This window comes from Chitinophaga sp. (genome assembly GCF_039596135.1).
Lineage (GTDB): Bacteria > Bacteroidota > Bacteroidia > Chitinophagales > Chitinophagaceae > Chitinophaga.
The window spans coordinates 160,317-173,062 of sequence record NZ_JBCNKH010000005.1; the positions used below are offsets into that span (position 1 = coordinate 160,317).

Annotated in this window: 13 protein-coding genes; 8 read left to right on the forward strand and 5 right to left on the reverse strand. The window is 44.9% G+C overall.

Annotated features, from left to right (window positions below; genetic code table 11):
- Positions 1–27: 27 nt before the first annotated feature.
- A complete protein-coding gene (locus tag ABDW16_RS05995) occupies positions 28–711 on the forward strand; it encodes a VIT1/CCC1 transporter family protein (RefSeq protein WP_343668389.1) in 684 nt (227 codons plus the stop codon).
- Between the two features lie 70 nt (positions 712–781).
- The gene (locus ABDW16_RS06000) at positions 782–1,684 is read left to right on the forward strand and encodes a DUF6600 domain-containing protein (protein WP_343668391.1); all 903 of its coding nucleotides are present in this window, start codon (positions 782–784) and stop codon (positions 1,682–1,684) included.
- A gap of 34 nt (positions 1,685–1,718) precedes the next feature.
- Here ABDW16_RS06000 and ABDW16_RS06005 read toward each other — a convergent pair whose 3' ends face one another.
- The 3 genes from ABDW16_RS06005 to ABDW16_RS06015 are packed head-to-tail and all read right to left on the reverse strand — an operon-like array spanning position 1,719 to position 4,399.
- Positions 1,719–2,966, reverse strand: a complete 1,248-nt coding sequence (locus ABDW16_RS06005) for an ATP-binding protein (protein WP_343668393.1) — start codon at positions 2,964–2,966, stop codon at positions 1,719–1,721.
- A gap of 41 nt (positions 2,967–3,007) precedes the next feature.
- Positions 3,008–3,979, reverse strand: coding sequence for an NAD(P)H-quinone oxidoreductase (locus ABDW16_RS06010; RefSeq protein ID WP_343668394.1), 972 nt, complete (start codon positions 3,977–3,979; stop codon positions 3,008–3,010).
- 3 nt (positions 3,980–3,982) lie between these two features.
- Positions 3,983–4,399, reverse strand: coding sequence for a thioesterase family protein (locus ABDW16_RS06015; protein ID WP_343668395.1), 417 nt, complete (start codon positions 4,397–4,399; stop codon positions 3,983–3,985).
- Between the two features lie 246 nt (positions 4,400–4,645).
- Here ABDW16_RS06015 and ABDW16_RS06020 point away from each other — a divergent pair, with 246 nt between their 5' ends.
- The 6 genes from ABDW16_RS06020 to ABDW16_RS06045 are packed head-to-tail and all read left to right on the forward strand — an operon-like array spanning position 4,646 to position 11,090.
- Positions 4,646–5,470 carry a beta-1,6-N-acetylglucosaminyltransferase gene (locus tag ABDW16_RS06020; RefSeq protein ID WP_343668396.1) on the forward strand — a complete coding sequence of 275 codons (825 nt, stop codon included), beginning with the start codon at positions 4,646–4,648 and terminating at the stop codon, positions 5,468–5,470.
- 3 nt (positions 5,471–5,473) lie between these two features.
- Entirely contained in the window at positions 5,474–6,319 is an 846-nt protein-coding gene (locus ABDW16_RS06025) for an ABC transporter permease (RefSeq protein WP_343668397.1), read from the forward strand.
- The gene (locus tag ABDW16_RS06030; protein WP_343668398.1) at positions 6,316–7,524 is read left to right on the forward strand and encodes an ABC transporter ATP-binding protein; all 1,209 of its coding nucleotides are present in this window, start codon (positions 6,316–6,318) and stop codon (positions 7,522–7,524) included. The genes ABDW16_RS06025 and ABDW16_RS06030 overlap by 4 nt, the downstream gene beginning before the upstream one ends.
- Positions 7,514–9,439 (forward strand): glycosyltransferase, encoded by a 1,926-nt coding sequence (locus ABDW16_RS06035; RefSeq protein ID WP_343668400.1) that lies wholly within the window; start codon positions 7,514–7,516, stop codon positions 9,437–9,439. The genes ABDW16_RS06030 and ABDW16_RS06035 overlap by 11 nt, the downstream gene beginning before the upstream one ends.
- The gene (locus ABDW16_RS06040; protein ID WP_343668402.1) at positions 9,432–10,418 is read left to right on the forward strand and encodes a glycosyltransferase; all 987 of its coding nucleotides are present in this window, start codon (positions 9,432–9,434) and stop codon (positions 10,416–10,418) included. The genes ABDW16_RS06035 and ABDW16_RS06040 overlap by 8 nt, the downstream gene beginning before the upstream one ends.
- 18 nt (positions 10,419–10,436) lie before the next feature.
- A complete protein-coding gene (locus ABDW16_RS06045; RefSeq protein WP_343668403.1) occupies positions 10,437–11,090 on the forward strand; it encodes a methyltransferase domain-containing protein in 654 nt (217 codons plus the stop codon).
- Here the strand turns inward: ABDW16_RS06045 and ABDW16_RS06050 are convergent.
- Together ABDW16_RS06050 and ABDW16_RS06055 are read right to left on the reverse strand one after the other, a co-directional pair.
- Positions 11,087–11,701 carry a peptidylprolyl isomerase gene (locus ABDW16_RS06050; RefSeq protein ID WP_343668404.1) on the reverse strand — a complete coding sequence of 205 codons (615 nt, stop codon included), beginning with the start codon at positions 11,699–11,701 and terminating at the stop codon, positions 11,087–11,089. The two genes, ABDW16_RS06045 and ABDW16_RS06050, sit on opposite strands and share 4 nt — an antisense overlap.
- Positions 11,702–11,725: 24 nt before the next feature.
- A complete protein-coding gene (locus ABDW16_RS06055; RefSeq protein ID WP_343668405.1) occupies positions 11,726–12,553 on the reverse strand; it encodes a class I SAM-dependent methyltransferase in 828 nt (275 codons plus the stop codon).
- Between the last annotated feature and the right edge of the window lie 193 nt (positions 12,554–12,746).

Genomic DNA, 12,746 nt, shown 5'->3' on the forward strand with positions numbered 1-12,746 from the left:
GATAATTTTATATCAATACTAATACACATGCATCAGGAAACACACATTAATAGTTCCAACTTTGTCCGGGATGTCATCATCGGCATGTCCGACGGGCTGACCGTACCCTTTGCCCTTACTGCGGGGTTGAGTGGCGTACTGGATACCAACCACCTTATTATCGTATCCGGGCTTTCTGAAATTGCAGCAGGTTGTATTTCAATGGGATTGGGTGGATTCCTGGCCGGACAGACGGAAATAGAACACTATGACTCAGAGCTGAAACGGGAATATGACGAAGTGGAGAAAGTACCGGACACTGAAAGGCAGGAGGTTGAGTCCATCTTCATCAACATGGGTGTGGATAAAGAACTGAGTAAGCAGGTCACGCTGCAAATCAGCCAGGACAAAGATAAATGGGTTGACTTTATGATGCGCTTTGAACTGGGCCTGGATAAACCGGACAAGGACAGAGCGGTCAAATCTGCTTTGACGATTGCATTTTCTTACCTGGCAGGCGGGTTCATTCCTCTGTTCCCTTACCTGGTCACATCCAATAATCAGCAGGGATTTTATTTTTCCTGTATTATTACGGTGTTAGCCCTGCTCATATTTGGGTATTTTAAATCAAAAGTAACCGGGCAACCTTTGGTGAAAGGCACCCTGAAGGTAGCACTCACAGGTATTATAGCGGCTGTGGCAGCTTATGCGCTGGCAAAAATGGTGAGCTGATTTGGCTTCATTTCTGCATTTATAAAACTAAATGGAAATGGGAATGTTTTATTCATTAAACATCTAAGTCATGAGAAGTTTAGTTTTAGCCCTATGTTCATGTTTGTTACTACTAAATAGTTGTACCACTACCACGGGGGTAGGGACTACTGCCCCGTACGGAAGTATTACTTACCAGACTTTTTACGATGACCTGTCGCCTTATGGCAGCTGGATAGACTACCCAGGGTATGGGAACGTGTGGAGCCCGGCTATGGATGGAGATTTTCGTCCATATGCCACGAATGGCCACTGGGTGTATAGCAATGAGGGCTGGATGTGGGCCTCTGACTTCAACTGGGGGTGGGCTCCCTTCCACTATGGTCGCTGGTTCTATGACGATGCTTATGGCTGGTTGTGGATTCCGGGATACGACTGGTCACCGGCATGGGTTACCTGGGGATATGTGGATAACTATTACTGCTGGGCGCCGCTGGGGCCTGGTGTAGGTGTCGGCTCTGCATATGGTAGTTGGAGACCACATGACTATTACTGGAACCAGGTGCCGAGGGACCACATCTATGATAATGACCTTTCAAGAGTGGTAACACGGCCAAATAGTGCTGACCGGATTTCTGTGATTAACAATTTTGCTACTACACATGGTAACAACTTATATTATTCACAGGGACCAAATGTGAGTGAGGTTCAGCGATATACCAACAAGACTATCACCCCAATGGCCATACAGGAAAGCAGAGTTCGTGGTAATCCGGTACAAAATGGCAATAACGTGCGGGTGTACAGACCACAGGTTCAAAATCCCCAACCCAGGCAATTCAGGAGCTTTAATAGTAACACTACTACCCGGCCCATCATGCAAACGCAGGATAGACCGACTATGCAAAGATCTGAGCAAATACGAAATGTGAATAGTTTGCCTATGCGTACAGCTCCTATGATGTCTTCACCGTCATCCAGAGTGAGAAGGTAAAATCAAAGGCCGGTGGATCAATCACCGGCCTTTTTTATTTCAATAACTTCCTGTCTTCGTCGGTGAGTGGTACGATATAGCTGACTAATTCTATAATGTCTTCCTTCATACCAGCTTCCAGCAGAATACCGAGCAGACCTACATTGATACGCTGCTGCTCTTTATTCAACCCCTGAAATAAACGGGGCTCTATGCAATAAAGGTTCTTTACCACTTTGAGCAATGCTTTCTTTTTCCTACCGTCATTCAGTTTTGGAATGATGCCATTCTTCTCATAGTTATCCAGCAGTTTCTCTGCCGCTTCTCCATCTACAAACGCCTTCTGGCGCAATCTCACCAGTTCATGCAGGTGATTCATCAGCGATTTGAATACCCCATGCTGACGGGTACGCTCAAACAGGTTCTGAGACAACTCATTGTCTTGTGGATTGAAGGCATCAAAATAGCGGGATTCTACATATACACTGTGGTAAAACCCGATCGCATTGTTATTGAATGAGGTGAGGTCTTTGAACAACTCCTTCTGGTGGGAATTGAGGAAGTAAAAGAAGAACTTATCGCCGATACGCTCAGACCACCTGACAAAGGTAATCTTGAAAAAGTGGTCCTTACCATCTGCATCCCTGACGGGCAAAGTACCAATATCACTTTCGGCTATCAGCTGCTGGTAGGGCAAAGCCACTCCATTGATACGGATCTGGTATTCCTTTTCCCGGTTCAGCATCAGGAACCAGCCAAATTCTCTTTCCAGGAAGGTTTTAAATTCATCTGACTGAAAGGAAAATCCCGTCACATCGAAGAGATCTGTGAAAGTAACAATGGTGCCGGTAGCGCCTTTGGACAATTCCCGCTTGTTGTGCGGATCGAAGTAATCCTTGGAATTTTTAGTGATGACAATCTCATAGGCATGGAGTTTACCAGTGGCCTGGTCTTTATAGACAGTTTTCCATAAGGCTTTTCCACTAAAAGCAGAAAAAGAGAAACGTCCACGGCCTTTATTTCCTTTGATGACAGAAGATGTTTTCTGGAAAGTAGCCTTTTTGATAGAGTCATTGAAGTTACCAAAGGTCTCCTTTAGCTGGTCATAGTCAATACCAGTACCATTGTCAGTGATAGACAGACTATGGATGGTATCTATTTCATTTGTTTCAAAAGTGATATCGATGATGGATGCTGCTGCGTCAAAGCCATTCCAGATATATTCTGCCACCGCTTCCATATAGTCCCGGGGAAGCCCGGAAGACTGTATACCGGTATCTGTAACAGACACTTTTTCTTTCATATTACGTGCGCATTTAAGTGGGCAAAAGTAATATAAAAGGCTTATTCATTTATTAATATAATCTTACCGATATGTTGGCTGCTTTCCATGAGGGCATGGGCTTCCGGGGCTTTGTCATATGCAAAAGTTGCATATATGACAGGCTTGTATTTTCCATTCTGAATGAGCGGCCATACATGCTCCAGCAACTCCTGTGACAGGGCTTTTCTGAAGGTATAATCCCGGGGGCGCAGGGTGGTACCTGTGATGGTCAAACGCTTTTGCATCATTCTGGAGATGTTCAGCTGTGCCATGTTTCCACCCATGGCATTGATGTATACCAGGCCGCCTTCGGTATTGAGTAATTGAACATTTTTGTCCAGGTATTCCCCGCCCACCATATCAAGAATCACATCCATTCCGGTGGAGGCAAAGGCTTCCCTGAAGTCCTGCTCTTTATAGTTAACATAACCGGCGGCTCCCAGTTCCAGGCAGGCCTTGCCTTTCTCTTCGGAGCCGACGGTTACGTATACATTTGCGCCAAAGGCATGTCCCAGCTGGATAGCGGCAATGCCAATACCACTGCTGCCACCGTGTACCAACAGGTTTTCGCCGGGTTGTAAATGTGCCCGCTGAAAAACATTGGTCCATACAGTAGCTATCACTTCGGGCAGACTGGCTGCTTCGGCAAATGAAAGCTTGTCGGGTATGGGCAGGCATTGTCCTTCTTTTGCAGCGACATAGCTGGCATATCCACCTCCTGCGATGAGGGCACATACTTTATCGCCGGGTTTCCACATGGTTACGCCGGGGCCACATGTTGTTACGATGCCAGCCACTTCCATTCCCAGGATGTCCTGTACTACACCGGGAGGCGGTGGATACTTCCCCTGGCGCTGAGAAACGTCGGCCCTGTTGAGCCCAGCAGCTTTGATTTCGATCAGCACTTCTTCTGCACCCGGTGTGGGTGTAGGATACTCCTGTAATTGCAGTACTTCCGGTCCGCCGGGTTTGGTAATGACTATGGCTTTCATAACTTATGCGTTTAAAACAGGTGCGTCTTTCAGCTTTTCTTTGATCGCATCCGGCAGGAATGGTCTGCCGCCGGTAGCAGGTACACAGGTGCCTGTGAATACCGCTTTGGTAACGATCTTGTTGTTGAGAATGATTTTTTGTTCAAAATGGATTTGTGGTTTGCCGCTTCCGTCTGCCAACAGCTGACAGGTAACGGTGAATGTATCGTCTCTTTTCAGCGATCGTACGAACTGAATAGTATACTGAGACAGTACCATATTGACACCTTTCCGAGCTTCTTCTTCCAAACTGAAGCCTAACACGTCTTTAATAAAATCGTGCCTGCAATATTCCATATAGAAAGGGTAATATAATCCATCCATGATGTTTTGAACGTCAATATGTTCTGGTTTAACGGTATACTCTTTAACATATTCCATAATGTTGGTCTTTTTATCATTTATAAACAAATCTACATGAAGGATCCTAATAATATTTCCATTCTCTCAATATTTGTTTTTGTAGAATTTTTACTAAACTTTTATTCAATCAGTTTTGTTAATTTTATTACTCTACTATACCTGTTTTTACCCTGAAACGTTTCCTATATCATGCAACCGTAACACCACTACAATGATATTGTTATGAGAATGGCCAACATAATTGTTTTGCATCAATTTCCTGCCATGGCAGAAAGGTTGATTCAAACCCTAAATCACAGGCAGTTTGATTTTTACGTACACCTTGATAAAAAGGTAGACGCGGCCCCTTTTAGTTCCTTGGAGAGATTGCCCAATACCTCGTTTGTAAAGGAACGTAAAACGGTGAATTGGGCTGGGTTCAGTCAGCTGGAAGCCGTCGGAGCGTCCCTGCGTGCTATATTCGCGAGCGGCCGATCGTATGACTATGTCAACCTGCTGAGCGGGCAGGATTACCCGATAAAACCGACTGGTTATATATATGATTTTCTCAATACTTACGTTGGGCACTCATTCCTGGCTTCAGAAACGCCCCCCACTGCCTGGTGGGACGAGGCGCATCAGCGGTATACCCGATATCACCTGACAGAGTATGGATTCAGGGGAAAACACCGGCTGGAAAATATATTGTCAACGGTTTTACCACAAAGGGAGTTTCCATTGCCCTACCAGCTGTATGGAGGGCCTGCTGCTGCCTACTGGACACTTAGCGGAGAGGCAGCATTCTACCTAAGCCAATTCCTGACAGAAAGGAAATTCCATTCATTTTTCAAACATACCTGGGCGCCAGATGAGTTTCTGGTCAATACCTTACTGATGAACAGTCCATTCAGCAACATGATCATCAATGACAATTACAGGCATATAGACCGTTCTATCGGCGGGTCACATCCCAAAGTGCTCACCATGGCCGACCTGAATTGTTTACAGCATAGCAGCCGGCTGTTTGCCCGAAAATTTGATCCCAATATTGACAACCAGATCCAGGACGAAATTGATGCAACAATCCTCTATACTAAAAATTGGGTTTAACCGATGAAACATAACGAAAGCTGGGACTGGGAAATTAATGCTAATACAAAATGGTTTGATTGGAACCTCCGCGAAATTATCAGTTATAAAGATCTCCTGTTCCGGTTTGTAAGGCGTAACCTGATTGCAAGTTATCAGCAGACGATATTGGGACCTTTTTGGGTATTTATTCAACCAGCGCTGACCACACTGGTTTACTATATCATTTTTGGAAAGGTGGTAAAGATTTCAACAGGAGGTATACCACCTGTGTTATTTTATTTGTCCGGGATTCTCTTCTGGAGTTTCTTTTCTGATTGTCTGAATGGGACGATGTATACTTTTCTGCAAAATGCCAATATTTTCAACAAGGTATATTTTCCACGACTGGTGGTACCCATCAGCAATGTACTTTCACACAGTATCAGGATCAGTATTCAATTGTTACTTTTTATTGCCATCTACATCTATCATTTCGCCACGATGGGAATACATGGTAATTACTACATATTGCTCACTCCATTTCTGTTGCTGCTGACAGCAGGGTTCGGTCTGGGAGCCGGCCTGATTATCAGCGTTTTTACCGCGAAGTACAGGGACCTGGACTATGCACTTCAGTTTATACTCCGGCTTTTTATGTTTGCCACACCAGTGGTGTACCCGGCATCAATTGTTCCGGCCCGATACCAGTTATGGTTCTGGTTAAATCCGCTCACTGTCATCACTGAAACATTCAGGGCTGCTTATTTTTCGAATGAACCTGTTCATTATTTCCGGTTGGCACTTTGTATTGTAGAAGTACTGCTTTTATTGGTAGTGGGCATTACGCTATTTAAGAAAAAGGAACTTAAAATAATGGACGTTGTATGATAGCTATAAAGGTTGAAAACATCTCCAAATTATACCGTCTTGGTAATGCAGGTTCTGGCCGGTTGCGGGAAGACATCCGCTTTTGGCTAAAGCGACAGCATGCTGATAAGTACTTACTGTGGGCGCTGAAAGACATCAGCTTTGAAATCAACCAGGGTGAAGTCATGGGGTTCATTGGTAACAATGGCGCGGGAAAATCTACCCTGTTAAAAATCATTTCTTCTATCACTACACCTACCACGGGCCGCATATCAGGCAGGGGTAGTATTGCCAGCCTGCTTGAAGTCGGGTCAGGGTTTCATGGAGACCTGACAGGGCGTGAAAATATTTTTCTCAATGGCAATATACTGGGGATGAAAAATTCCGAGATAAAAAGCCGTTTCGACGAGATCATTGCATTCTCTGGTGTAGAGGAATTAATTGATACACCTGTCAAGCATTATTCAAGTGGTATGTATATGCGACTGGCATTTGCTGTAGCCGCACATTTAAATCCTGATATCCTGATTGTGGATGAGGTACTGGCTGTGGGAGATGTAGAATTCCAGCGCAAATGCCTGGGAAAAATGAAAGAGATTTCGGACAGAAAAGGGAAAACGGTTTTGTTTGTAAGTCACAATACGCAGGCGTTGCAAAACCTGTGTGATCGGGTCATCACCTTACATAAAGGGCATATCATTGATTCCGGCCGGCCGGCGACTGTGATTGCAAACTACCTGAAAAGTACAGACAACAATTACCTGGAACAAAGTTATGATACGCCAGCATCAGCACCAGGCAATGATTATATCCGGATTAAAAAAATAGCCATTCAATATGACACGGATATTTTCGACATCCGTACACCATTTACTACAAAGTTTGAATTTTGGTATAACGATCCGGATCCGGGTAGCCTGATTGTTGGCATTCATTTATTCAACATGGCAGGCGAATGCATTTTTGATGTAGCATCCAAAGGGGCAGATCTGCGTGCAGGGCTTATAACGGGGGAATGTCATATACCGGGTAATTTCCTGAACAATGGTGCTTATTATTTATCCATTGTTTTTGTAAAAGATACGACGCAGCGGTTATTTTATTTTGAAGGTTGTCTTTCATTCAATGTGGAAGACTTCAGGGAGAATACCGCCTGGTTTGGGAAATGGATGGGATATGTTCGGCCGGCGTTTCCGGTGATTTTAAATCAGCAACATGTACTATAAAATACACCATATACAATCATCAGCGGTGGATAGCTTTTCGGTAGGGGAAGGCCGGCATTATGTTGTGGTATGGTCAGGAGAAGTGCCACTGGGGCATGTATGGATTACTTCGCCGGGGGGTGTTACTGACAAAATACGGGCTGCTATACAACCTGCACTGACACATTACAGCGAATATGGTTCATCACTGGCATTTACGAATCAGGCAGGAAAGTTATCTGTTGTGATTTGTACGCGTCACCGGCCACAGTCATTGCATAAGTGCCTGCAGTCATTATTATCTGGTCCGGATACTGATTTTGAGCTGATTGTGGTGGATAATGCACCTGAGAATGATGAGACGTGGGTGGTAGCAAAACAGTTTCCCCAGGTGCGATATGTTCGTGAAGACAGGAAGGGGCTTGATATAGCACGCAATACAGGTGCAAGAACAGCTACAGGAGATATTGTGGCTTATACTGATGACGACGTCCTTATTCCGCAAAACTGGATATCCAACCTGAAGAGATGTTTTACAGATCCTTTGATCATGGCAGTGACGGGGCTCGTGATACCCGCTTCGCTGGATACCCGGGCTCAGTATACTTTTGAAAAAAAATGGGGATTCAATAAGGGGTATCTGCCCAAACGGTTTAATCACCGGTATTTTCTTGACCATCTTGAATATGGTGTGCCGGCATGGGATATTGGCGCGGGGGCCAATATGGCCTTTCGGAAAGAAGCATTCCAGGTGGCAGGAATATTTGATGAAAGGCTGGATGTAGGCGCTTCAGGGTGTAGTGGTGATTCGGAAATGTGGCACCGCATACTGGCCGAAGGATGGGACTGTTGTTATGTACCGGAGTTGTATGTATATCACGAGCATCGTTCTACTGACGAAGGGTTGCGCAAACAACTGTTCGGTTATATGCGCGGACATGTTAGTGCACTGCTTGTGCAATATGAAAATTATCAGCACCAGGGAGAGTTAAAGCGGTTACGGCAAGGGTTGCCCCAATATTACAGGCAGCGGTTAATACAATGGATGAAAGGCAACAAGGAAGAGTATATCAGGCATATTATCACTGAGATCAGGGGGTGTAGATCTGGTATTCAATTTTATAAAGCGCATCAACACCTGCGGCGGCAGGATATTCATACATTTCCCTTATCGCTGTTGGAGCCGGTTCCTGCAGAGTGGAATCTTGTTTCTGTGATCATTCCCTGTTACAATCACGGGCATTATCTCAGGCAGGCCATTGAGAGTGCCCTGGGCCAAACGTGGCAACACATGGAAGTTGTTGTAGTGGATGATGGTTCCAGCGATGATACGGCGGTGATTTGTAAAGAATATGGAGACCGGGTGAAATACGTCTATGTAGAACGTGTTGGCTTATCAGCAGCGCGGAATATAGGCGTGCAATATAGCCATGGGCAATTCCTGATCTTCCTGGATGCAGATGATTACTTATATCCGGGGGCTGCTGAGGTAAACCTTTTTTATTTCAGGTATTATCCACAGGTAGCTTTTGTATCCGGTGCACATGACAGGATTGATGCAAATGGGGAATTCACAGCGGAGATATATAATAGCGGAGCCGGGTACCTCTCTTTATTGCAGGGGAACTATATAGGTATGGAAGGTTGTGTTCTATACAGGAGGGATCTGTTCTTTCATTTTCATTTTGACACTCAACTGAAGGCCTGTGAAGATTATGACCTCAACCTGAAAATAGCAAGGCTGCTACCTACATTCCATCATAAAGAAAAGATAGCAGCATACCGGATTCATGGCCGGAATATGTCGGGCAACAGGAAAATGATGTTGCATTTAGCGAAGGAGGTATTGAAAAGGCAAATACCCCTGTTATCAAATGAAGAGGAGCGATTGGCTTTACAAGCCGGACAACAAAACTGGGAGGCACATTATGAATAACAGGATTCCCGATCAACCACCTATCATAGCGCCGCTCGCAGCGGAGGAACACAGACCATTATGGTCTGTGATGATTCCCACTTACAATTGTAGTCACTACCTGGAGGCTACTTTAAAAAGTGTGCTGGAACAGGACCTGGGGCCGGCGCTGATGCAGATTGAAGTAGTAGATGATTGCAGTACGGACGGGGATATTGCAGCACTGGTAGCATCGATTGGCCAGGGCCGCGTATCGTTTTACCAACAGCCGGAGAATCGTGGTAGCCTGCGCAATTTTGAAACATGCCTTAATCGTGCAAAGGGACATTTTGTGCACTTACTACATGGAGATGATTTATCAGGGCAGGGTATTTATCGGCAGGCCACAAAGTTATTTGAACAATATCCTGATGCAGGGGCCATTTGCACAGGTTTTTCATACATTAATGAGCAGGGGGTTGAAATCAATAAAAGTCATGTCCTGCAGGCTGAAACGGGGGTTATACAGGATTGGCTATCCCAGATCGCCACGGGGCAAAAAATGCAGCCACCGGCAGTATTGGTCAGAAGAAAAGTCTATGAACAATTAGGTGGCTTTTTTGGCATTCATTACGGCGAAGACTGGGAGATGTGGGTAAGGATTGCCGCGCATTACCCGGTGGTTTATACGCCAGAGCGGCTGGCTTATTACAGGGTACATACATCCAATATCACCAGCAGGTATTTCCTGTCCTGTCAGCATATACTGGATATTGCGAAAGCTATTAACCTGATACAACCTTATCTTCCTGCTACAAAACGATCCCGTTTAAAACGACAGGCCCAATATAACTGGTCATTGTATTTTGCACGCACTACTGACATGACCTATCATAAATACAATGCACCCGCACAAGCGCTTAACCAGGCTGGCAAAGCATTTAAGATGCATCCGAACAAGGTGACACTCTATTTTTTATGTAAGATCTTATTGAAAATAATGCTTCGATACAAGCAATGAAATTAGTATTTTGTTGGTATGAAATTACTGACAGAAGCTGAATTAATCTGGTCTCCCATTGTGGCGAATAACAGGATGAATCGTAAGCGGGTAGCGAATGGTGTGAATAGTTATGAAAAGGAATTGTTCTTCAATCCGTCGAAGTACCTGGATGATTGCCTGGCACAACGGGGTGAGGTGAAATGGCTGGATTTATGCTGTGGGGAGGGCAATGCCCTGATTCAGTATGCAAGGGGATTAGCGCAGCAGGCAGGCGTGCAATTGAAAGGGATTGACCTGGTGGATTTGTTCCAGGAAATACCTGCTTTTATTGGTTGCCTGGAATTTGAGGTACGATCTTTAGTGAATTGGGTTCCTTCGGAGAAGTATGATCTGATTACCTGTGTACATGGTATTCATTACATAGGTGATAAATTGAAGGTGTTAGTGAAGGCAATAGCAGCGTTGCAACCATGGGGCTTATTTATGGCCAATCTTGATTTGAATAATATACAGGGGGTAGATGTAAAGAAATTATTTGCTTTGTGCGGGATTGAGTATAATAAGAGAAGAAAGCTCCTGACATGTACCGGCCCCCGGCATATTGATATCACCTGGACCTATGTGGGTGCTGATGACCAGACCGGGCCGAACTATACAGGTCAGGAAGCGGTGACTTCTTTTTATCGTTAGTTTACTTTCTTAATACCTAATACGATTCTTATTTTTTCGCCTTCATTATCGGCGGTTTTCTTCACTACATAGTACCATTTTTTTTCGGGCACATCTACCAGAAAGATATCTCCTTTCTTGTGGACACGTACTGCATCTTCAAATGGCTTTACCATCATGCCGGATGTAAATGGACCGGTGTCTCCATTCTTTTGATTGGGATCCATGTTGTATTTAGCATTCAGCTCTTCAAATGATTTACCGGCAGCATATTGCTGTTGAATCAACGTACGGAGGCTATCTATCTCGGCATGCTTTAGCACAGCTGCATCCAGGTAGATGTAACTGGCTCTGAAGGTATAATTCCCCGTGTCTGCAACTATCCTGTAATAGTGACCATCTATGGTAGCAGTATCGCCTACATTCAGGCTAAACAGCTTTTGATCCAAAGCATTTGTATCTTTTGAAGAGTTCAATGGGTACATGGTGACAAAGGGATATTTATCAGCCAGCTTGTAAGCATCTTCGATCGTAACAGCCTGGTCAAGAATGATTTCCTGGGAGCGGGAGTCGGTGGACTGACCGCAGGCCGCGAATATCAATAAAAACAGGCTAGCGTATATGTATTTCATAGTGCCCAAGATAAATAATAATTATCAGGTATTCGCCACCAGGATGAGTTCTGAATTGGAGAGAGACAGGCCATCTTTTCTACCCTGAAAATATTTCTTTGTAAGGTCATCGCCTGTTATTACTTCTGCATATTTGAAGCCTGCTTGCTGAGCAAGGTCCAGCATTTGCTCAGGGGTAAAAAAACTCAGGAATGGTGTGCCGGCAGCAGCGGCGCCTTTCATCGCCATTTCGAGCAGGCGCTGTTCATCAGGATGTAAATGTGCTGCAGGCAGGAGGAAGGTCATGGATAAGGTGGTTCCCCTGGCCAGGGCAGCTACCTTTTGCAGTAGCCCTGTAATGGCATCGTGGGTGAGGTACATGCTTACACCTGTGCAGGAAATAACTGCTGGCTGGCTGCGATCGAATCCTTCCTGTGTGAGTGATTTCAGCCAGTCGCTATCTTTTTCAAAATCAACGGGAACGAAATGCAGAAAGTCGGGAATGGTCCAACCCAGTTCCTGAATACGTTGCTTTTTCCATTCCTGTGTAAGGGGCTGATCTATTTCATATACAGCAATGTATCCATTGTGGCGTAAGGCAAATGTATCCAGGCCGGCGCCAAGGATCACATATTGTTGTGTGCCGCTGCTTCTTACCAGATCTTCTGTAAAGCGGGCCCTCGTAACGATTGAAAGACGGGCCTGCTTTGTGCCTTCAGGATGCATGTCTCCACGGGCCTGCCAGTTTGATTCAGGAGCCACTAATTGCAGACCGAGGTCATCTTCCAGTATATGCGGCGGCGCATCTACCTGCAGGTGCAAGGCCCGCCACAAAGCGACACGGACTGCTGTATTATCTGGTACTGCTTTCATATCTTTTAAGATATCCTGTTATTACAATAGCGCCAGGCAAACGTACCTTTAGGCTTTACCGAATTTACATGGTTTCAAGAAAAGAAAAGCGAAATATTATCCTAGTGATTTGGTAGACTGTTTTATTTTATGTTATTTTTGCGCTGCCTATATTCTTTTAGCATGTTCCACCAAATATGATAGGAGAACCATT

Coding starts and splice junctions, on each gene's coding strand:
- ABDW16_RS06045 (WP_343668403.1), top strand. CDS start 10,437: ATGAAATTACTGACAGAAGCTGAATTAATCTGGTCTCCCATTGTGGCG.
- ABDW16_RS06030 (WP_343668398.1), top strand. CDS start 6,316: ATGATAGCTATAAAGGTTGAAAACATCTCCAAATTATACCGTCTTGGT.
- ABDW16_RS06010 (WP_343668394.1), bottom strand. CDS start 3,979: ATGAAAGCCATAGTCATTACCAAACCCGGCGGACCGGAAGTACTGCAA.
- ABDW16_RS06050 (WP_343668404.1), bottom strand. CDS start 11,701: ATGAAATACATATACGCTAGCCTGTTTTTATTGATATTCGCGGCCTGC.
- ABDW16_RS06005 (WP_343668393.1), bottom strand. CDS start 2,966: ATGAAAGAAAAAGTGTCTGTTACAGATACCGGTATACAGTCTTCCGGG.
- ABDW16_RS06000 (WP_343668391.1), top strand. CDS start 782: ATGAGAAGTTTAGTTTTAGCCCTATGTTCATGTTTGTTACTACTAAAT.
- ABDW16_RS06035 (WP_343668400.1), top strand. CDS start 7,514: ATGTACTATAAAATACACCATATACAATCATCAGCGGTGGATAGCTTT.
- ABDW16_RS06020 (WP_343668396.1), top strand. CDS start 4,646: ATGGCAGAAAGGTTGATTCAAACCCTAAATCACAGGCAGTTTGATTTT.
- ABDW16_RS06055 (WP_343668405.1), bottom strand. CDS start 12,553: ATGAAAGCAGTACCAGATAATACAGCAGTCCGTGTCGCTTTGTGGCGG.
- ABDW16_RS05995 (WP_343668389.1), top strand. CDS start 28: ATGCATCAGGAAACACACATTAATAGTTCCAACTTTGTCCGGGATGTC.
- ABDW16_RS06015 (WP_343668395.1), bottom strand. CDS start 4,399: ATGGAATATGTTAAAGAGTATACCGTTAAACCAGAACATATTGACGTT.
- ABDW16_RS06040 (WP_343668402.1), top strand. CDS start 9,432: ATGAATAACAGGATTCCCGATCAACCACCTATCATAGCGCCGCTCGCA.
- ABDW16_RS06025 (WP_343668397.1), top strand. CDS start 5,474: ATGAAACATAACGAAAGCTGGGACTGGGAAATTAATGCTAATACAAAA.